Here is a 20561-nt window from a genome sequence, read left to right on the forward strand (position 1 = left end):
CGGAGCAGGCTCCGGGGGCTGTCGCATCGGTTCAATTGTCGATCAGTGGGCGATGAACGCCGCGCCGTCCTCTTCCGTCCGGGCGGGCTTGGCCACGGGCAGCGGCTCCTCCCACTCGATGGCGACCGGAGCCCGCACCAGCGCCCGCTCCAGCACCTGATCCATCCGGGAGACCGGGATGATCTCCAGCCCGTTCTTCACGCTGTCGGGCACCTCGGCGATGTCCTTGGCGTTCTCCTCGGGGATCAGCACCGTCTTGATGCCGCCGCGCAGAGCCGCGAGCAGCTTCTCCTTCAGGCCGCCGATCGGCAGGACCCGACCGCGGAGCGTCACCTCCCCGGTCATCGCGATATCGCGACGGACCGCGATGCCGGTCAGCGTCGAGACGATGGCGGTGGCCATCGCGATGCCGGCGGACGGCCCGTCCTTCGGGGTCGCCCCCTCCGGCACGTGGACGTGGATGTCGCGACGCTCGAACAACGGCGGCTCGATCCCGAAGTCGATGGCCCGCGAGCGCACGTAGGATGCGGCCGCAGAGATCGACTCCTTCATCACGTCCTTCAGGTTGCCCGTGACGGTCATCTTGCCCTTGCCGGGCATCATGACACCCTCGATCGTCAGCAGCTCGCCGCCGACCTCGGTCCAGGCCAGGCCCGTGACCACCCCGACCTGATCGTCCGCATCGATCTCGCCGTAGCGGAACTTCGGCGGACCGAGAAAGACCGGAAGGGTATCCGCGTTCACCACCACCGACTTGGTCTTGGTGATCAGGATCTCCTTCACCGCCTTGCGGATCAGGTTGGACAGCTCGCGCTCCAGGTTACGGACGCCGGCTTCCCGCGTGTAGCGGCGAACCAGCATCATCAAGCTGTCGTCGTCGATCGACCACTCGTGCGTCCCGAGGCCGTGCTTCTTCAAAGCATTCGGGATCAGATGCTTGCGCGCGATCTCGACCTTCTCCTCCTCGGTGTACCCGGCGATGCGGATCACCTCCATGCGGTCCATGAGCGGACCGGGGATGTTGAGGGTGTTGGCCGTGGTCACGAACATCACGTTCGAGAGGTCGTAGTCCACCTCCAGGTAGTGGTCGTTGAAGGTGCTGTTCTGCTCGGGGTCCAGAACCTCAAGGAGCGCCGCCGACGGATCGCCGCGGAAATCCATGCCCATCTTATCGATCTCGTCGAGCAGAATGAGCGGGTTCGAGGTCTTGGCCTTGCGCATCGACTGCACGATCTTGCCGGGCATCGAGCCGATATAGGTCCGACGGTGACCCCGGATCTCAGCCTCGTCCCGCACGCCGCCGAGCGACATGCGCACGAACTCGCGACCAGTCGCCTTCGCGATGGACTTGCCCAGGGAAGTCTTGCCGACGCCGGGGGGACCAACGAGGCACAGGATCGGGCCGGTGAGCTTGTTCGCCCGTTGCTGCACGGCGAGGTACTCGACGATCCGCTCCTTGACCTTGTCGAGGCCGAAATGATCCTCGTCGAGCAGGGTCTGGGCGCCGAGCAGATCCTTCTTGATCTTCGAGCGCTTGCCCCACGGGATGCCAAGCATCCAATCGAGATAGTTGCGCACCACGGTGGCCTCGGCCGACATCGGCGACATCTGCCGGAGCTTCTTCAGCTCGGCCGTCGCCTTGTCGCGCGCCTCCTTGGTGAACTTGGTCTTCTCGATCTTCTCCTCCAGCTCGGCCAGCTCGTCGCGGCCGTCCTCGGAGTCGCCCAGCTCCTTCTGGATCGCCTTCATCTGCTCGTTCAGGTAGTACTCGCGCTGTGTCTTCTCCATCTGCCGCTTGACGCGGGTCCGGATGCGCTTCTCCACCTGGAGCACGGAGATCTCGCTCTCCATCAGCGACAGCACGCGCTCGAGGCGCTGCGCCACCGTCGGCGTCTCGAGGATACCCTGCTTGTCGGAGATCTTGACGAGCAGATGAGAGCCGATCGTGTCGGCGAGCTTCGAGGGCTCGTCGATCTGGGTCACGGCCGAGACGACCTCCGGGGAGATCTTCTTGTTGAGCTTGACGTAGTTCTCGAACTCCGAGAGCACCGAGCGCGCGAGCGCCTCGGCCTCGACGCGGTCGCCGAGTTCGTCGTGCAGGGCCTCGGCAGTGGCCTCGTAATACTCGTCCGAGCGGGTGAAGCCCGTGACCTTGGCGCGGCCGATGCCCTCGACCAGCACCTTCACGGTCCCATCGGGGAGCTTCAGGAGCTGCAATACGGAGGCGAGGGTGCCGATCTTGTAGATCGCGTCGGTCGCCGGATCGTCGTCACCCGCATTGATCTGGGTGGCGAGCAGGATATGGCGATCGGTGCGCACCGCCTCTTCTAGGGCGCGGATCGACTTCTCGCGGCCGACGAACAGGGGCACGATCATGTGCGGGAAGACGACGATGTCGCGCAGGGGGAGGACGGCGTAGGAACCCGTCGAGCCCGGGACAACCGGCTGGCGCGATTTCGACTGTGTCATGGGGGACTTCCTCTCAGGGACGCCCGGCTTCGATCCCCTCATCGATGAGGCGAACCGCCGCCAGGGGCCGACCGGGCCGCGAGGGTCGGGATTGTCGTGGACTTTGCGGCTGGCGACGCGGACCGTTCCTCGAAGGAGCGAGCGGCCACCGCGATGAGCCTGAGGTGGCTGCGGGGTCCACCGTTTTCAAGATGTTTCCCGCGGCGCACCCGGCCGGAGCCGGGTGCTTAACGCAACCCCGCCAGGCGCTTACGCGCTGACGCTGGCGGGCGCTTCCTTGTTGCGGTCGCCGTGGATGTAGAGCGGGCGCGACTTGCCCTCGACCACCTCCGGACCGATGACGACCTGCTCCACCGATTCGAGACCGGGCAGGTCGTACATCGTGTCGAGCAGGATGGTCTCCAGGATCGACCGCAGGCCACGGGCGCCGGTCTTGCGCTCGATCGCCTTGCGGGCGACCAGCGAAAGCGCATCGTCCTGGAACGTCAGGTCGACGTTCTCCATCTCGAACAGCCGCTGGTACTGCTTCACCAGGGCGTTCTTCGGCTCCTGAAGGATCTTCTTCAGCGCGGCCTCGTCGAGATCCTCGAGGGTCGCCAGGACCGGCAAACGGCCGACGAACTCGGGGATGAGGCCGAACTTCAACAGATCCTCGGGCTCCACCGAACGGAAGATCTCGCCGGTGCGACGGTCGTCGGGAGCCTGCACGCTGGCGCCGAAACCGATCGAGGTGCCCTTGCCGCGTTGGGAGATGATCCGCTCCAGCCCCGCGAAGGCGCCGCCGCAGATGAACAGGATGTTGGTGGTGTCGACCTGCAGGAACTCCTGCTGCGGGTGCTTGCGTCCGCCCTGCGGCGGCACGGAGGCGACCGTGCCCTCCATGATCTTCAAGAGCGCCTGCTGCACGCCTTCGCCCGACACATCCCGGGTAATCGACGGATTGTCCGACTTACGCGAGATCTTGTCGATCTCATCGATGTAGACGATGCCGCGCTGCGCCCGCTCGACGTTGTAATCCGAGGCCTGGAGCAGCTTGAGGATGATGTTTTCCACATCCTCGCCGACGTAGCCCGCCTCGGTCAGCGTCGTGGCGTCCGCCATGGTGAACGGCACATCCAGAATGCGGGCGAGCGTCTGCGCGAGCAGCGTCTTGCCCGAGCCGGTCGGCCCGATCAGCATGATGTTGGACTTGGCCAACTCGACGTCGTTGTGCTTCGTCGCGTGCGCGAGCCGCTTGTAGTGATTGTGCACCGCGACCGAGAGGACCTTCTTCGCGAAGTCCTGGCCGATGACGTAATCGTCGAGGACGCGCCGGATCTCCTTCGGGGTGGGCACCCCGTCGCGGCTCTTCACCAGCGAGGATTTCGACTCCTCGCGGATGATGTCCATGCACAGCTCGACGCACTCGTCGCAGATGAACACGGTCGGGCCGGCGATCAGCTTGCGGACCTCGTGCTGGCTCTTGCCGCAGAACGAGCAATACAGCGTGCTCTTGGAGTCGTTGCCGCCAGTCTTGCTCATATCGGTCTCCGATTCGTCGCGTACGCAGCCGGCTAAGGGCGCACGCGCATCGCTTCAACGTAAGGGGGCCCGCTTAAAGAAACAGTATGCTGCGCGTCTTTGACCGATGGGCCCTGTCATCGGATGCAAACACGCTGCCGCGGCGGGATCAAGGCCACGCCGCGGCGGTCAGGCGACGCAACCGTCAGGCGGCGGCGGGCTCGGGACGCTTCTGGATGACCTCGTCGATGAGGCCGAACTCCTTGGCCGCATCCGCGGTCATGAAATTGTCGCGCTCCAGCGCGGTCTCAATGGCCGCATAATCACGGCCGGTATGCTTCACGTAGATCTCGTTCAGGCGCCGCTTCAGCGCCTCGATCTCGCGGGCATGGATCAGGATGTCGGTGGCCTGTCCCTGGAAGCCGCCGGAGGGCTGGTGGACCATGATCCGGGCGTTCGGCAGGGCGAAGCGGTGGCCCGGCTCGCCGGCGGTGAGCAGCAGGGAGCCCATCGAGGCGGCCTGGCCGACGCAGAGCGTCGTCACCGGGCAACGGATGAACTGCATCGTGTCGTAGATCGACAGGCCCGAGGTCACGACGCCGCCGGGGGAATTGATATAGAAGGAAATTTCCTTCTTGGGGTTCTCAGCCTCGAGAAACAGAAGCTGCGCCACGATCAGCGACGCACCGTAATCCTCCACGGGACCGGTGAGGAAGATGATGCGCTCGCGCAGGAGACGGGAGTAGATGTCGAAGGCGCGCTCGCCGCGGCTCGACTGCTCGACGACCATCGGCACGAGTGCGTTGTTGTAGACGTCGATCGGATCTCTCATCTCGTCCTGCCCAGAATGAGGCCCGGGGCTGCCGCGAATCAGGGCAGCCCGGGCATGTCAGCGAACACTGGCGATGCTTAACCATCGCCTAACCCTATGCCCGCCGTCCTGGGACAGTGCGGGGCTCAGTCGGCCTTTGCCTCGGCGTTGGACTCGTCCTTGGCCTCGGCCTTGTCTGCCGGCTTCTCGCCGGTCGTGTCGTCGTCATCCTCATCGGCGAAAAGCGTCTCTTTCGAGACCGGCTCCTCGACGAGTTTGACCTGACCGAGGACGTGGTCAACCACCTTCTCCTCGAACAGCGGCGCCCGAAGCTCGGCGAGCGCCTGCGGGTTCTTGCGGTAGAAGTCCCACACCTGCTGCTCCTGGCCCGGGAACTGCCGGACCCGAGCGATGAGGGCCTGGTTCACCTCCTCGTCGGAAACCTTGATATCGGCGCTCTCGCCGACCTGCGCAAGCACGAGTCCGAGCCGGACGCGACGCTCGGCGATCTTCCGGTAGTCGGCCTGGGCCTTCTCCTCGGTGGTGTCCTCGTCCTCGAAGCTCTTGCCGCGGGCCTTGAGGTCCTGCTCGACCTGGGCCCAGACGCTGGCGAATTCCTGCGCGACCAGGGAGGGCGGCAGTTCGAAGGCGTACTTGCCGTCCAGGGCGTCCAGGAGTTCCTTCTTCAGCTTGCGCCGCGAGGCCGCCTCGAAGTCGCCGCCGATCGCCTTGGCGATCGCCTCGCGCAGCTTCTCGAGCGATTCCATGCCGAGCGACTTGGCGAACTCGTCATCGATCTTGGCTTCGCCGGCCGCCTGGATCTTCGTGACGGTCACGTCGAACTCGGCATCCTTGCCGGCGAGCTGCTCGGCCCCGTAGGCCTCCGGGAAGGTGGCCTTCACGACCCGCTTGTCGCCGACCTTGGCGCCGACCAGCTGCTCCTCGAAGCCGGGGATGAACGAGCCGGAGCCGAGTTCCAGGTCGATGCCCTCGCCCTTGCCGCCCTGGAATTCCTCGCCGTCGATGCGGCCGACGAAATCGATGGTGACGCGGTCGCCATCCTGGGCCTCGGCGCCCTCCTCCCGCTCGCTGAACGGGCGGCTCTGGCCGGCCATGCGCTGCAGGGCCTCATCGACCTCGGACTCCTCGGGCTTCGCGACGAGCTTCTTGAGGCTGACATCGGAGAGGTCCGCCAACTCGAAGTTCGGCATCACCTCGAGGGCGACCTTGAAGGCCAGGTCGGCCTTGGCGTCGAGCGCCTTCTCGATCTCGGCCTGGTCGGTCGGGAACTCGACCTGCGGCTCGAGGGCGAGCTTGAGATCGTTGTCGGCCACGATCTTGCGGTTCGCCTCGTTGACCGCGTTCTGCACCACCTCGGCCATGACGGACCGGCCATAGACCTTGCGCAGATGCGCCACCGGGACCTTGCCGGGGCGGAAGCCCTTCAGCTGGACCTTGTCCTTCATGCCGGAGAGCTCGGTATTCAGGCGCTCCTCGAGTTCCTGGGCGGCCAGCAGCACCTGAAACTCGCGCTTCAGACCCTGGGCGTTGATCTCGGTCACCTGCATCGTCGTCGTCGCTCTTCAAAAGACCTTGTGGTCGCCGGCCGGGCCGGCGTCGTGCGGCTTGGTCGCGGGGTCCGGGATACGACGGTGTCGGATACGGGGATGAGGCGGCCCCGAACGGGACCGCGCCATCTGGAAGCGTCCTGGTGCGGGCGGAGGGGCTCGAACCCCCACGTCTTGCGACACTGGAACCTAAATCCAGCGCGTCTACCAGTTCCGCCACGCCCGCGCGCGCCGACACCCGGCGCGTCGCCGGCCGCCGGAAGCGCGCCCTATAGCATGGGCCGCACGGCTCGCAGCAAAAAACTTGACCTCCCGTGGCGGCGGTGGCGCGCACGCGGGCACGCCGCTATCTAGCCGAGCCCACAATGCGTGCCGCCGTCGAGATCCCATGACCTCATCCCGCCCCGTGCCGCCGACCGATCCGCGCGCCGGCCCGCCGTCGCGCCGGACCCTGCTCGCCACGGCGGCCGCGTTCGGGCTGATGCCGGAGGCGGGGCGGGCCCAGGCACCCGGGGCGGGCTCGGCGACACCCGTTCCGCCCCCGGCGGATCCCGCGGCCCAACCCCCTGCCCTGCCGGCCGCCCCGGGCAAGACCCGCCTGCGGCCCGAGCCCGCGGCCGAGACCCCGGTCTGGTGTTTCGACGGCAAGGCCCTGCCCCCGCTGGTGCGGATCAAGCTCGGTCAGCCGGTCCGGCTCAAGGTCGAGAACCGCACCGACAAGCCGCTCTCGCTCCATTGGCACGGGGTGCGCAACATCAACGCGATGGACGGTGTCGGCGGCGTCACCCAGGCGCCGATCCCGCCGGGCGGCAGCTTCCTCTACCAGTTCACGCCTCCGGATGCCGGCACCTTCCTGATCCGCCCCCTCGTGGTCGGCGGGGCGAGCGAGCCGTCCGGCCGGGGTCTCGCCGGCATGCTGGTGGTCGAGGAGGCGACCCCGCCGCTGGTCGATGCCGATGTCGGCTTGGTGATGCAGGATTGGCGACTGGAGGACGACGCCAGCCTGATGCCGTTCGGGCAGGTTCAGTTCGCCGCCGCGAACGGGCGGCTCGGCAATCTCGTGACCGTCAACGGCAAGCCCGTTCCGGACACGTTCGAGGCGCGTCCGGGCGCGCGCGTGCGCCTGCGGCTCGGCAATGCCTGCAACGCCCGCGGGACCCGGCTCCGGTTCGAGGGCGTGAAGGTGTACGTGGCGGCGGTGGACGGACAGCCGACCGACACGTTCGAGCCGCTGCGGGCGACCCTGCCGTTCCCTCCGGGCACCCGCTACGACCTGATGGTCGACCTGCCCGAGACCGAAGGCGCCGTGTGTTCGATCATCGCGCTGGTCGGGCAGGGCCTGACCCTGGCCACCGTCACCACGAAGGGCGCCCCGATCACCGACAGGCGCCCGCCGATCGGCCCGATCGGCGAGAACAAGCGCCTGCCCGCGGAGATCAAGCTCCAGAACGCCCTGCGGCGGGACGTGGTCATCACCGGCGGCGCCATCGTCCCGAAGGCCGCCAAGGATGCCGGAAAGGACAAGGCGGCGCCGGAGCCGGTCTACACCGGCGATCCCCAGAAGATCTGGACTGTGAACGGCACCAGTGCGACGACGGGCCTCCAGCCGATCTTCACGGTGAAGCGCGGGCAGGTCGTTGTCCTGGCCCTGCGCAACGAGACCGGCTTCCCGCAGGCCCTGCACCTGCACGGCCATTGCTTCCGGCTGCTCCATCCCCTGGATGACGGCTGGGAGCCCTACTGGCTCGACACGTTCCAGCTCCTGGAAGGCCGGACCGCCCGCATCGGCTTCCTGGCCGACAATCCGGGGCGCTGGCTGATCAGCGCCACGGTGCTGGAGCGGTTCGACACCGGCCTGTGGACCCTGTTCGAGGTCACATGAGCGGACGCCCGTTCCCCTATAGGGCGGCGTCGAAGAGACCGCCGAGGACGGCGGGCATCAGCTCGGGAAGATCCTCGGCGATCAGGCCGGGGCCGTGGCGCAGGCCGGCATCGCCGTGGAGCCAGACGGCGGCCGCGGCGGCCTCGAAGGGCGGCATACCCTGCGCCAGCAACCCGGCGATCAGGCCGCCGAGCACGTCGCCCGAGCCGGCCGTACCGAGATACGGGGTGCCGTGATCGTTGATCGCCGCCCGCCCGTCCGGGCTCGCGATCACGGTGTCGGATCCCTTCAGCACGACGACGGCACCGCTGAGCGCGGCGGCGGCGCGGGTGCGGGACACCTTGTCGGCGCCCTCGGCGGTGGCGTCCGTGCCGCCGAACAGCCGCGCGAACTCGCCCTCATGGGGCGTGAGCACGGCCCGGGACTCCCCATCCGCGATATGGGCGGCCAGCAGCGGGGCCTGACCCGAGAAGCTGGTCAACGCGTCGGCATCCAGGACCAGGCTGCGCCCGGCGGCTGCCGCCACCGCGACGCGCTCGCGGGTCGGCTCGCCGGTCCCGAGGCCCGGACCGGCCAGCACGACGTTGAGGCGCTCATCGGTGAGCAGGTCGTCGAGGTCGTCGGCGGTTTCGCAGGGACGCAGCATGATGGCGGTGAGTTGGGCGGCGTTCTCCGCCAGGGCAGCCGTGGGCGACGCGAGCGTGACCAGGCCGGCCCCGACCCGCAGGGCCCCCCTGGCAGCGAGCCGGGCCGCACCGGTCTTGGTAGCGGGACCGGACAGAACCAGCGCGTGCCCGCGGGTGTATTTGTGGCTCTCGCCGGTCAGGCGCGGGAACACCCGCGCCCAGAAATCCGGCCCGTTCCGGTGGAGCGGCGGCTCGGCGGCGGCGCAACCGACCTCCAGGGCCGCTTCGCCCGCCCCGATATCGGCCAGGTGCCGACGGCCGCACAGGCTCCGCCCGGGCTGCAGCAGATGCCCCGGCTTGAACGCGACGAAGGTGACGGTCTCGACGGCGCGGATCGCGACGCCGCGTACGGCGCCGGTATCGCCGTCGACGCCGCTGGGGACGTCCACGGCCAGCACCGGGCGCCCACCGGCATTCACCGCCTCGATCAGGGCACGGGCGACGCCGTCGAGATCGCGCGACAGGCCGGCTCCGAACAGCGCGTCGATCACGAGGTCGCCGGAGGGCAGCGCGGCGGCCGTCGCCGGATGCACGGGGCCGGTCCAGGCGTCGGCCGCCAGGGCTGCATCACCCGTCAGGGCGGCGCGATCGCCGAGGAGGCACAGATCGACCGCGTAGCCGCGCTCCGTCAGCAGTCGTGCGGCGACGAACCCGTCGCCGCCATTGTTGCCCGGCCCGCACAGCACGACGGCGCGGCCGCCGTCGGGCAGCAGAGCCGCAGCGCGAGCGGCCACCGCGGCACCGGCGGCCTCCATCAGTCGAAGGCCAGGAATACCGCCATCGACGGCCGCCGCATCGACCCGGCGCATCGCCGCCACCGTCAGCACTCGCATGCTCATCCCCACGTCTGCCCGTGCACCGAACACCGCTGATTAAAAATGCGCCACAAATTCATCCAAAGCCCGAAGGATGTGCGTAGCTTGCGCTCCGAATGGGCACTAACGTGACGCCCGTCGCGAAAACGGCGTGGCGGAGGCTTCCCGACGATGTTAGAAATATCCGGCAGCGCAGCGCAGGCCCGAGCGGCATGAAGAAGATCGAAGCGATCATCAAGCCTTTCAAGCTCGACGAGGTGAAGGAGGCGCTCCAGGAGGTCGGCCTCCAGGGCATCACCGTCATCGAGGCGAAGGGCTTCGGCCGTCAGAAGGGCCATACCGAGCTCTATCGCGGCGCGGAATACGTGGTCGACTTCCTGCCCAAGGTGAAGCTCGAGATCGTGCTGTCGGACGCCCTCGTCGAGGGTGCCGTGGAGGCGATCCGCAAGTCGGCCCAGACCGGCCGCATCGGCGACGGCAAGATCTTCGTCTCCACGATCGAAGAAGCGATCCGCATCCGCACCGGCGAGACCGGCACCGACGCGATCTGAAGGCTGATCCGCGCGGCGTCGAGCCGGCGGATCTTACGCCTTGATCACGGGAACGATCAGCATTCCCACTCCGCGAACGCGCGTTTTCCTACCCCGGCACCGTCCTGCCTAAGAATTCACGCTGCACGAATGTCCGGCATCGACGTGCCGAGGCATGGAGTGTTGCGCCGGCAACCCCACATCCTCGGGCACGGACGGCCGGATCGGCCGCTTCGATCCCATTCAGGAGGACCATGTGATGGCCGGAACCGACGGGCGTGAAACCGCCAAGATCTACGAATTGTCGGCATTCCGGCGCGCCCGACCCGCACCGCGGGCGGCCGAGAAGGCCAAGCCCGTGTCGATGCCGAGCTTCGGCGGCGCCTGGTACCACGAGGCCGCGATCCGCGACGACGAGCGCCCGCGCCGGACCTGAAAACGGCGAAGCCGGGCGCGAAGGCCCGGCTCCGGAGATTGTTGGACGTCGGAAGCTTTCGGCTCCCGATCCGCCTCAGGCGGCGACGGCGGCCTCGGTCGGCACCGAAGAGATCGTCTTCAGCACCTGCGAGGCGATCTGGTAGGGGTCGCCTTGCGAGTTCGGGCGGCGATCCTCGAGGTATCCCTTGTAGCTGCTGTTCACGAAGGAGTGGGGCACGCGGATCGAGGCGCCGCGGTCGGCCACGCCGTACGAGAATTCGTGGATCGAGGCGGTCTCGTGCTTGCCGGTCAACCGCATGTGGTTGTCCGGGCCGTAGACGGCGATGTGATCCTCACGGTTATTCTTGAACGCCTCCATGAGGGCCTCGAAATAGGCCTTGCCGCCATGCTCGCGCATGAACGCGGTCGAGAAGTTGCAGTGCATGCCCGACCCGTTCCAGTCGGTGTCGCCGAGCGGCTTGCAATGGTACTCGACGTCGATGCCGTAGGACTCGCAGAGGCGCTGGAGCAGGTAGCGGGCCATCCACATCTCGTCGGCGGCCTTCTTCGAGCCCTTGCCGAAGATCTGGAATTCCCACTGGCCCTTGGCCACTTCGGCGTTGATACCCTCGTGGTTGATGCCGGCGTCGAGGCAGAGGTCGAGATGCTCCTCGACGATCTTGCGGGCGACGTCGCCGACGTTCGAATAGCCGACGCCGGTGTAGTACGGGCCCTGCGGGGCCGGGAAGCCGCTGGCCGGGAAGCCGAGCGGGCGGCCGTCCTTGTACAGGAAGTACTCCTGCTCGAATCCGAACCAGGCGCCGGCATCGTCCAGGATGGTCGCGCGCTTGTTCGACTCGTGCGGGGTCTTGCCGTCCGGCATCATCACTTCACACAGGACCAGGACGCCGTTCTTGCGGGCCGGGTCGGGGAAGTGGCGCACGGGCTTGAGCATGCAGTCGGAGCTGCCGCCCTCGGCCTGCTTCGTGGACGAGCCGTCGAAACCCCACATCGGGAGCTGGTCGAGGGTCGGGAAGCTGTCGAATTCCTTGATCTGCGTCTTACCGCGCAGGTTCGGGACCGGCGTATACCCGTCGAGCCATATATACTCGAGCTTATATTTCGTCATTCCGGTTCTCTCGTCCGTTGTCGATGCGCGACCTGGTCAATCCCCGGGCGACGCGAACGGCATGCCGCCGTCTCGACGGCCGCTGCCGCCTCTGCACGGAGCATGCCAGGACTGTCTTCGTCCGCCTTCGATAGGTGGTGATTGCGCAGTTAGCCGATCACGGAATCGAGAGGCTCGGACCGAGAGGGAGCCAAACGTCTCGTTCCATGGGCGATTCCGCCCGTCCGCGGGTGGCAACGCGCGCGCGCGACGGATATCAAGCGGCTCGGCCGGTGCGGCCCGACCCAACGACGGCCGCTCCGAGCGAGAATCCCCGACGCCTTTCCTGGAGGATGCCCACGATGACGACTGCGGCCGAGGTTCTGAAGACCATCCGGGACAACGACGTACGCTACGTGGACTTCCGGTTCACCGATCCGCGCGGCAAGTGGCAGCACGTCACGTTCGACGTCTCCTTGATCGACGATGAGATCTTCGCCGAAGGCACGATGTTCGACGGCTCGTCGATCGCGGGCTGGAAGGCGATCAACGAGTCCGACATGCTGCTGATGCCGGACCCGTCCACCGCCTGCCTCGACCCGTTCTTCTCGGCCTCGACCCTGTCGATCATCTGCGACGTGCTCGAGCCCGCCACCGGCGAGCCCTATTCCCGCGATCCCCGCGGCACCGCCAAGCGCGCCGAGGCCTACCTGCAGCAGACCGGGATCGGCGACACGATCTATGTCGGCCCCGAGGCCGAGTTCTTCGTGTTCGATGACGTGAAGTTCGCCGCCGACCCCTACCGCACCGGATTCGAGCTCGACTCGACCGAGCTGCCGACCAACGGCTTCACCGATTATGAGGGCGGCAACCTCGGCCACCGGGTCCAGACCAAGGGCGGCTACTTCCCGGTGCCGCCGCAGGATTCGGCCCAGGACATGCGCGGCGAGATGCTGGCCGCCATGCAGTCCATGGGCGTGAAGGTCGAGAAGCACCACCACGAGGTGGCCAGCGCCCAGCACGAGCTCGGCATGAAGTTCGACGTGCTGACCAAGCTCGCCGACCACATGCAGATCTACAAGTACTGCATCCACAACGTCGCCCAGAGCTACGGCAAGTCGGCGACGTTCATGCCCAAGCCCGTCTTCGGCGACAACGGCTCGGGAATGCACGTCCACCAGTCGATCTGGAAGGACGGCAAGCCGGTCTTCGCCGGCGACAAGTATGCCGGGCTTAGCCAGGAATGCCTCTGGTACATCGGCGGCATCATCCGGCACGCCAAGGCGCTCAACGCCTTCACCAACCCGTCGACCAACTCCTACAAGCGGCTGGTGCCGGGCTACGAGGCGCCGGTGCTGCTCGCCTACTCGGCGCGCAACCGCTCGGCCTCCTGCCGGATCCCGTGGACCAAGAGCCCGAACGCCAAGCGCGTCGAGGTCCGCTTCCCCGACCCGATGGCCAACCCCTACCTGGCCTTCTCGGCCCTGTTGATGGCCGGCCTCGACGGCATCCGCAACAAGATCGACCCGGGCCCGGCCATGGACAAGGACCTGTACGAGCTGCCGCCGAAGGAGCTGAAGAAGATCCCGACCGTGTGCGGTTCGCTCCGCGAGGCGCTCACCAGCCTCGACAAGGACCGCACCTTCCTCAAGGAGGGCGGCGTGTTCACGGACGACCAGATCGACTCGTTCATCGAGCTGAAGATGACCGAGGTGCTGCGCTACGAGATGACCCCGCACCCGATCGAGTTCGTGCAGTACTACTCGCTGTGATGTGAAGGGGGGCCGGGCGCGAAGCCCGGCCCCGACTGTGAGAGGTGAGGTGGAAGCGCCCGTCGCCTACTCCAAAGCCAATTATCGAACAAAACAAGAACATGCTTGACACATAAGATTATTAGCCTATGAATGACCCGCTCGCAGGCGGGGTGATTCATGGTCACGAAAGAGATCGTCGTCACCCGGTTCCGGTGGCAGCTGGCAGCTCTCAGTGTTGAGGTGAAGCTGCTTCGACTTGGCCTCATCCTTCGGGCCTACAATCCCGGCCAACCGCGGGTCCCCGCTGGGCATCCGGACGGGGGACAGTGGACGAGTGCCGACGGTTCGATCGGTCGCCAAAGAGATGACGATGTCCGTCTTTTCTTTGTCGGCGATGGAACCGATCGGCAGTATCGCGTCGATCTCAGATCTGAAGAAGGCCAAGGAGGACATACCCTCGGAAGGCACGTCGGAAAATCTGATGACGAATTGTTCGAGCGTGTGCGGAAATCGCAATGGCGTTCATTGATAGCCAACGGAGGAATTAAGCGAGATGGCAGCTTTGATTCGATCGAATCTGCAAATGATTTAGTTAACCAAACCATTGAGTCCAACCGGACTTCTGTCGATCGCGTTGCCTCTGGCGCAGATGCCCGCAAATTCATAAAAAAATTATTTGATCGTAAAACTGGTCGAGAGGCCTATAGTACAGACGAAGGTATTGTTCACATGCGGTACACATATAGCGTAGGCGTTGAACTTAGGTATGATTCTACTTCTCCGCGAGGATTCCGCGTCCGTTCGGCCTATCCTTTAACAGAGGGAGATTGAAATGCGTCTTTCGCAGGAATTCATCGAGTTCACTTTGCAATTCTATCAAGACCTTCTCGATGATGTGTCCAGTGAAGATGAGATGATCGATACCGTTCTTTCTCCAATAAAGGGGGACACAAAACGAGCAAATTTACGAAATTTTCTAGATGTAATCACACAGGACAAGATTTCAAATGAGGAATTGCGGAAGCTGTGGTGGTCATCATCTGCCGATGTCGTGTTTCACGACGGCGCCGAATTGAGAGCTTTTCTCATTAGGGTGCGGCATCGATTGTGACAAATATTTTCGGCGAAACTAAGCGCAGCGACGTCGAGGGCGGCTTCCCGAGAAGTCAGAATTTACCTGCTTCTGCGCGTGGCTCAACCACGATATCGCCGATTTGTACTGCTCGTTCGAAAACTTTACTAGCTTGTACCTTGGCGGATGTAGAGGCAAGGAACTAAGCCGGCGGCGCGATTTCATCGGTGCTGTACTAAGAAAAATAGCCTGAGGCCGAGTGGTATGTCTAGGCTCCAAACTACCGCAAGCACAGATGGGGTTTCGATAGGCCGGCGATTCTATGGCGCTTTCGGGCTCAGTTCACAAAAATTTGCAGAAAAGTCGGTGACACGTCGAGCTCCTGACCCTTCAACGACGGCTGACATACGCATGCTCACCCTCGACCACCTCGTCGTCGTGGCCCCCGATCTCGCGGAGGGCGTGGCTCATGTCCGCGACTGCCTCGGCCTCGACATGCCGGAAGGCGGGCGCCATCCCGAAATGGGCACCCGCAACCACCTGCTGCGCCTCGGCGCATCGACGTTCCTCGAAGTGATCGCCGTCGATCCCGAGGCAACGCCCCCGGCGCGCGCCCGCTGGTTCGGCCTCGGCGAGGCCGCGCGGGTGCGGGCGGAGTGGGAGGCAGGCCGGCGGCTGCGCGGCTTCGTCGCCCGCACCGACGACCTCGACACCCTGCTCGCCGCCCATCCCGACCTCCTCGGCGCGGCGGCGACGATGACCCGGGGCGCGCTGTCGTGGCGCTTCGGCCTGCGCCCGGACGGGACCTGGCCGGCGGACGGCGCCGCGCCCTACGCGATGGATTGGGGCCGCCGTCCGCACCCGGCCGGGACGATGCCGGATCTTGGGGCACGTCTCGCGGATTTCACGCTGGAGCACCCGGATCCGGACGCGACGGCGGCCCGGTTGGCGGGGCTCGGCCTCATCGATCCGCCGCGGATCGTCCCCGGCCCGCTCCCGCGCTACACCGCCCGGATCACGACGCCGTCCGGCCCGCGCACGCTGACCTGAGGACGGGCCCTCCCGGCCGGCCTGATCGGGTGGATGACCGGCGAGGAGGGCCTGGCCGCGACTCGCGAGCCCCGGCGCAGGAAACCTAGCAGCCCCCCATCGCGCCGCGGTGACGGGAAAGCCCCGTTCTGCACAGGAATCGCCGCACGGGGACCGGGTGCCACCGCTCAGGTGTGCGCGAAGATGTCGGTCTCCGGCCAGCCGTCCAGGTCGAGCCGGGCGCGGGTCGGCAGGAAGGCGAAGCAGGCGGCGGCGAGATCGGTGCGGCCCTCACGGGCCAGCATGGCGTCGAGCCGCTCCCGGGCGGCGTGGAGATGGAGCACGTCCGAGGCCGCGTAATCCTGCTGGGCCTGCGTCAGGGTCTCGGCGCCCCAATCGGAGGATTGCTGCTGCTTGGAGAGATCGACGCCCACCAGCTCGCGGACCACGTCCTTGAGCCCGTGGCGGTCGGTGTAGGTGCGGGCGAGCTTCGAGGCGATCTTGGTGCAGTAGGCCGGCTCCGGCATCACGCCGAACGCCTTGAACAGCACCGCCACGTCGAACCGGGCGAAGTGGAAGATCTTCAGGACTCCGGGATCCGCTAGGACGCGCTTGAGCACCACCGGTTCCGGCCCGTCCTGCGGGATCTGGACCACATCCGCCGTGCCGTCGCCGGTGGAGATCTGGACCACGCAGAGCCGGTCCCGGTGCGGGTTGAGGCCGAGCGTCTCGGTGTCGATGGCCACCGCCCGGCCCGCTTCGTAATCGGCGGGCAGGTCGCCACGGTGGAGGCGTACGATCGGGCTCGGCATTTTTTTGGGACCTTGAGGGTGTTGCGCCGGTACCATCGGCGCCAAGTGCCGGCAAGCTGCCGGCGCGGCACGCGGAGAGGCGAATGACGACAGCAGCCGAGGTGATCGCGACCCTGGGCCTCAAACCCCATCCGGAGGGCGGGCATTACCGCGAGACCTTCCGCGATCCGCGCATGGTGGACGGCCGCTCGGTCGGCACCGCGATCTATTTTTTGCTCGACATCGGCGAGGCCTCGGCCTGGCACCGCGTGGACGCCACCGAGATCTGGCACTGGCATGCCGGCGCGCCGCTGGTGATCACCACGAGCCCGAACGGCCACGACGCCACCGCCCAGCATCTCGGACCCGACCTCGCCGCCGGGCAGCGCCCGCAATGCGTGGTGCCGGCCGGCCATTGGCAGACCGCCACCAGCCTCGGCGCCTGGACACTGGTGGGCTGCACGGTCTCACCGGGCTTCGACTTCTCCGGCTTCGAGATGGCCCCGCCCGACTGGCGGCCGACGCCGAGGGGCTAGCGTCCGGGCGCGACCGGCACCGGGAAGGTGGTCATGGCGGCAAGCATTTCGGGCGAGACAGCGCTGCGGGCGCACGGGATGGACCATCGGTTGGACCGGTCCGCCTTGGCCGATCGCGGCGCCGGTGCGATAACCCCCGACCTCCCGCAGCCGCCCGCGCCATGCCCGCCCCCCTGAGACGGCCCCCACGTCGCCGATCCCCATCCCGCCTCGGCGGGCGCGGGCGCGGCGTCTCGTGAACGCCCCCGATCCCGGCCTGGCGCGCGCCCTGCGGACCGAACCGGCGCGGCCGCGCTCGGCGCCGCACCGGCTGTGGAAGCGCGTGAGCCGGTCGATCGGCGATGTCCTGCCGAAGGGGCTCTATGCCCGGTCGCTGATCATCATCATCGCGCCCGTGGTCCTGCTCCAGTCGGTGATCGCCTACACGTTCATGGAGCGGCACTGGCAGCTCGTGACCAAGCGCCTCTCGGCTGCCGTGACCGCCGATGTCGCCGCGCTGATCGACATCTACGAAAGCTATCCGCAGGACAGGGATGCCGAGACCCTGTCGCGCATCGCCGCCGAGCGGCTGAACCTCGATCTCGACATCCTGAAGGGCGCCAAGCTACCGACCCAAGGGCCGCGGCCGTTCTTCTCGATCCTGGACGAGGCGCTCTCCGACGAAATCAGCCGCCAGATCCGACGGCCGTTCTGGATCGACACCGTCGGCCGCTCGAACCTGATCGAGATCCGGGTCGCGATCCCCGACGGGGTGATGCGGATCACCGCCCGGCGCAGCCAAGCCTACGCGTCGAACTCGCACATCTTCCTGGTCTGGATGATTGGCTCGTCGCTGGTGCTGCTCGGCGTCGCGATCCTGTTCCTGCGCAACCAGATCAAGCCGATCCTGCGGCTCGCTGCGGTGGCGGAGGGCTTCGGCAAAGGGCGGGAGATCGAGTTCCGACCACGCGGAGCCCGGGAGGTGCGCCAGGCGGGCCACGCCTTCATCGAGATGAAGCGGCGCATCGAGCGGGCGATGGAGCAGCGCACGACGATGCTCAACGGTGTGAGCCACGACCTGCGCACCATCCTCACGCGCTTCCGCCTCTCCCTGGCGTTGTTCGAGCAGACCAGCGAGATCGAGGATCTCAGCCGCGATGTCGACGAGATGAGCCGGATGCTGGAGGGCTACCTCGCCTTCGCGCGCGGTGATTCCGCCGAGCCGGCGACGCCCACGGACATGCGCGCGCTGCTGGAAGACCTGCGCAGCGACGTCGAGCGCCTGGGCGCCCATGTCTCGGAGGTCAATCTCGTAGGCGCCCCGGAGGTCACGGTGCGCCCGGGCGCGTTCCGGCGCTGCCTGTTCAACCTCGCCGCCAACGCCGCCCGCTACGGCGAGACGGTGGCGATCTCCGGCCGGCTGGAGGCCCGCGCCTTCTACGTCTCGATCGACGATGACGGGCCGGGGATCCCGCCCGAGAGCCGCGAGGAGGTGTTCAAGCCGTTCGTGCGTCTCGACGATGCCCGCCAGGATGCGGGCGGATCCGGGCTCGGGCTGGCGATCGCCCGGGACATCGCCCGGGCCCATGGCGGGGACATCGCCCTGCACGAGAGCCCGCTCGGCGGCTTGCGGGCGACCGTGCGGGTTCCGGCCTGACGGCCGTCAGGCGTCGCTCGGTCCCCGCAGCCGCTGGATCTCGGCCTGGGTGTTGCGAATGAGGTGGTCGATGCTCGCCGGGTCCAGGGCGGCGCGTCCGAGTCGCTCGCGCAGGGCCGCTTCGCCGCTCCAGGCATAGCCGGCATCTTTCGGCAGGTGGCGCTGCAGCAGCGAACTGACGACACTTTCGCGCCTGTAGGCAGGATGCCGCAGGAGCCGGCCGATCTGCGCCGTCAGGATGTCGAGCGGCGATAGATTTTGGCTATTGCCTCTCGACGTAACTGCTGTTGGGCGCATACTGGCATCTCCTCCCGGAAAGCCAGTATCCGGTTAAATGCTTGCGCTTCGGTGAGCGGCGGCGCGATCCGGCGAAAAACTGCCGCCGCCGGGGTCCCAACCTTTGCGGCAGGGTGGTATGCAGGCTTGACGCCCACGAGCCGCGGCCCACCGCGCGCCGGATCCGAGTGCCCAACATGAACCCGCTCGTCCCCCTGTTCATCCTGCTTTCCCTGCCGTTGGCCGCCATCGGCCTGGTTCTCTACACGGACACGGGCATCGAGCCGGCCCTGTTCTACGCCTCGGTGAAGACCTTCGTGATCCTGGGCGCGATCGCCGCGGCGATGTCGTTCGGCGCCATGAAGCTCGCCGAGCGCACCAAGCACTAGACCGATCGTCCCGCGGAGAGCGCGATGCTGCACGTCGTCCCGGCCTTCTCGCGCATCGGCGAGGAGAACGCGTTCGCGGTGCTGGCCCGCGCCCAGGCGCTCTCGGCCCAAGGGCGGGACGTGATCAACCTCGGCATCGGCCAGCCCGACATGCCGACGCCGGCCCACGTGGTCGAGGCCGGCATCAAGGCCCTGCGCGACGGGCACCATGGCTACACGCCGGCAACCGGCATTCCGGGCCTGCGCGAAGCCGTGGCCCGCGACATCCACCGCCGTCATGCCGTCGAGGTCTCGCCCGACTCCGTGATGATCGTGCCGGGCGGCAAGGTCACCATGTTCATGGCGATCCTGATGTTCGGCGAGCCCGGTGCCGAGATCCTGTATCCAGATCCGGGATTTCCGATCTATCGCTCGATGATCGAGTTCACCGGCGCGACGCCGGTTCCGGTGCCGATCCGCGAGGCGAACGGCTTCGCCTTCTCGGCCGCCGAGACCCTGGCACTGATTACGCCGAAGACCCGCCTGCTGATCGTCAACTCACCCGCCAACCCGACCGGCGGCGTGACGCCCAAGGCCGAGATCGACGCCCTGGTGGCGGGCCTCGCCGACCACCCCGACGTCGCGGTGCTGTCGGACGAGATCTACGGCACGATGACGTATGACGGCGAAGCCCACCACTCGTTGCTGAAGTATCCCGAAATCCGGGACCGGCTGATCTATCTCGACGGTGCGTCGAAGACCTACGCGATGACCGGCTGGCGACTCGGCTGGTCGGTCTGGCCCAAGCCCCTCTACGACGCGGCCCGGAAGCTTGCGGTCAACGCCCATTCCTGCGTGAACGCCTCAACCCAATGGGCCGGCATCGCGGCGCTCGACGGCCCGCAGGATTGCGTGGCCGAGATGGTCGCCGAGTTCGACCGGCGGCGGGCGATCGTGGTCGATGGGCTGAACGCCCTGCCGGGCGTGTCGTGCATCGCCCCGAAGGGCGCGTTCTATGCCTTCCCGAACGTCTCCGAGACCGGCTGGAAGGCCAAGCCGCTCGCCGCCACCCTGTTGGAGGAAGCGGGCGTCGCGGTGATTGGCGGACCGGATTTCGGGATCCACGGCGAGGGCTATATCCGCCTGTCCTATGCCAACTCGGCCGAGAACATCCGCAGGGCGCTGGAGCGGATGGGTCAATTTTTGACCGAGCGGAAGCCGGGCTGATCCTGGGGACGACCGTCCTCCAACCCAAATCCCCTCATCCTGAGCAACCGTTATGCGCACTCGGTGGCGGGACGCCATGGCGTGCC

Annotated in this window: 19 protein-coding genes and 1 tRNA gene; 11 read left to right on the forward strand and 9 right to left on the reverse strand. The window is 66.9% G+C overall.

From position 1 onward, the window contains the following. Nucleotides 1–42: 42 nt before the first annotated feature. From lon to MFF40_RS22245, 5 genes are all read right to left on the reverse strand, one after another. Complete coding sequence (gene lon, locus MFF40_RS22225; protein WP_147854866.1) at nt 43–2469, reverse strand: endopeptidase La; 2427 nt, start codon at nt 2467–2469, stop codon at nt 43–45. 249 nt (nt 2470–2718) lie between these two features. Beyond that, nucleotides 2719–3990 (reverse strand): ATP-dependent Clp protease ATP-binding subunit ClpX, encoded by a 1272-nt coding sequence (gene clpX, locus MFF40_RS22230; protein ID WP_007567156.1) that lies wholly within the window; start codon nt 3988–3990, stop codon nt 2719–2721. Nucleotides 3991–4174: 184 nt separating this feature from the next. Then, nucleotides 4175–4801: an ATP-dependent Clp protease proteolytic subunit gene (locus tag MFF40_RS22235; RefSeq protein ID WP_147854865.1), complete on the reverse strand. Its 627-nt coding sequence runs from the start codon at nt 4799–4801 to the stop codon at nt 4175–4177. 125 nt (nt 4802–4926) lie between these two features. Beyond that, nucleotides 4927–6348, reverse strand: a complete 1422-nt coding sequence (gene tig / locus MFF40_RS22240) for a trigger factor (protein WP_147854864.1) — start codon at nt 6346–6348, stop codon at nt 4927–4929. Between the two features lie 141 nt (nt 6349–6489). Then, nucleotides 6490–6574, reverse strand: a tRNA-Leu gene (locus tag MFF40_RS22245). A gap of 162 nt (nt 6575–6736) precedes the next feature. On the opposite strand from MFF40_RS22245, the gene MFF40_RS22250 reads away from it, so the two are divergent. Continuing rightward, complete coding sequence (locus MFF40_RS22250) at nt 6737–8230, forward strand: multicopper oxidase family protein (RefSeq protein WP_238262276.1); 1494 nt, start codon at nt 6737–6739, stop codon at nt 8228–8230. A gap of 16 nt (nt 8231–8246) precedes the next feature. On the opposite strand, the gene MFF40_RS22255 is transcribed toward MFF40_RS22250, so the two are convergent. Beyond that, nucleotides 8247–9749, reverse strand: a complete 1503-nt coding sequence (locus MFF40_RS22255; protein WP_238262282.1) for an NAD(P)H-hydrate dehydratase — start codon at nt 9747–9749, stop codon at nt 8247–8249. A 194-nt stretch (nt 9750–9943) separates the two neighbouring features. Between MFF40_RS22255 and MFF40_RS22260 the strand changes: the two genes are divergently transcribed. Together MFF40_RS22260 and MFF40_RS22265 are read left to right on the forward strand one after the other, a co-directional pair. Further along, nucleotides 9944–10282: a P-II family nitrogen regulator gene (locus MFF40_RS22260; protein ID WP_003600526.1), complete on the forward strand. Its 339-nt coding sequence runs from the start codon at nt 9944–9946 to the stop codon at nt 10280–10282. 238 nt (nt 10283–10520) lie between these two features. Next, nucleotides 10521–10697, forward strand: coding sequence for a DUF2735 domain-containing protein (locus MFF40_RS22265; RefSeq protein WP_147855779.1), 177 nt, complete (start codon nt 10521–10523; stop codon nt 10695–10697). 75 nt (nt 10698–10772) lie between these two features. Here the strand turns inward: MFF40_RS22265 and MFF40_RS22270 are convergent, their stop codons facing one another. Beyond that, nucleotides 10773–11807: a glutamine synthetase beta-grasp domain-containing protein gene (locus tag MFF40_RS22270; RefSeq protein WP_147855780.1), complete on the reverse strand. Its 1035-nt coding sequence runs from the start codon at nt 11805–11807 to the stop codon at nt 10773–10775. Nucleotides 11808–12148: 341 nt separating this feature from the next. On the opposite strand from MFF40_RS22270, the gene glnA reads away from it, so the two are divergent. The 4 genes from glnA to MFF40_RS22290 all read left to right on the forward strand — a co-directional run bounded on the left by glnA (nt 12149) and on the right by MFF40_RS22290 (nt 15662). Next, nucleotides 12149–13558, forward strand: coding sequence for a type I glutamate--ammonia ligase (gene glnA, locus MFF40_RS22275; RefSeq protein WP_147855781.1), 1410 nt, complete (start codon nt 12149–12151; stop codon nt 13556–13558). 159 nt (nt 13559–13717) lie between these two features. Further along, a complete protein-coding gene (locus tag MFF40_RS22280) occupies nt 13718–14371 on the forward strand; it encodes an RNase A-like domain-containing protein (protein WP_238262278.1) in 654 nt (217 codons plus the stop codon). A 1-nt stretch (nt 14372) separates the two neighbouring features. Continuing rightward, nucleotides 14373–14651: a hypothetical protein gene (locus MFF40_RS22285; protein WP_147855782.1), complete on the forward strand. Its 279-nt coding sequence runs from the start codon at nt 14373–14375 to the stop codon at nt 14649–14651. Nucleotides 14652–15023: 372 nt separating this feature from the next. Next, entirely contained in the window at nt 15024–15662 is a 639-nt protein-coding gene (locus MFF40_RS22290; protein WP_147899251.1) for a VOC family protein, read from the forward strand. A gap of 167 nt (nt 15663–15829) precedes the next feature. On the opposite strand, the gene MFF40_RS22295 is transcribed toward MFF40_RS22290, so the two are convergent. Further along, nucleotides 15830–16453 carry a ribonuclease D gene (locus MFF40_RS22295; RefSeq protein ID WP_147857576.1) on the reverse strand — a complete coding sequence of 208 codons (624 nt, stop codon included), beginning with the start codon at nt 16451–16453 and terminating at the stop codon, nt 15830–15832. Nucleotides 16454–16536: 83 nt separating this feature from the next. Here MFF40_RS22295 and MFF40_RS22300 point away from each other — a divergent pair, with 83 nt between their 5' ends. Then, nucleotides 16537–16968 (forward strand): cupin domain-containing protein, encoded by a 432-nt coding sequence (locus tag MFF40_RS22300; protein ID WP_147857577.1) that lies wholly within the window; start codon nt 16537–16539, stop codon nt 16966–16968. 235 nt (nt 16969–17203) lie between these two features. Next, nucleotides 17204–18604, forward strand: a complete 1401-nt coding sequence (locus tag MFF40_RS22305; protein ID WP_147898996.1) for an ATP-binding protein — start codon at nt 17204–17206, stop codon at nt 18602–18604. 6 nt (nt 18605–18610) lie between these two features. Here the strand turns inward: MFF40_RS22305 and MFF40_RS22310 are convergent, their stop codons facing one another. Beyond that, a complete protein-coding gene (locus tag MFF40_RS22310; RefSeq protein WP_147856861.1) occupies nt 18611–18901 on the reverse strand; it encodes a hypothetical protein in 291 nt (96 codons plus the stop codon). Nucleotides 18902–19077: 176 nt separating this feature from the next. On the opposite strand from MFF40_RS22310, the gene MFF40_RS22315 reads away from it, so the two are divergent. Continuing rightward, on the forward strand, nt 19078–19269 hold the full coding sequence (locus MFF40_RS22315; RefSeq protein ID WP_147856860.1) for a hypothetical protein: 192 nt from the start codon (nt 19078–19080) through the stop codon (nt 19267–19269). Between the two features lie 24 nt (nt 19270–19293). After that, nucleotides 19294–20475, forward strand: coding sequence for a pyridoxal phosphate-dependent aminotransferase (locus tag MFF40_RS22320; protein ID WP_147856859.1), 1182 nt, complete (start codon nt 19294–19296; stop codon nt 20473–20475). Nucleotides 20476–20561: the final 86 nt, after the last annotated feature.

Origin of the sequence: Methylobacterium mesophilicum, assembly GCF_022179445.1 — a bacterium.
Classification (GTDB): Bacteria; Pseudomonadota; Alphaproteobacteria; order Rhizobiales; family Beijerinckiaceae; genus Methylobacterium; species Methylobacterium mesophilicum.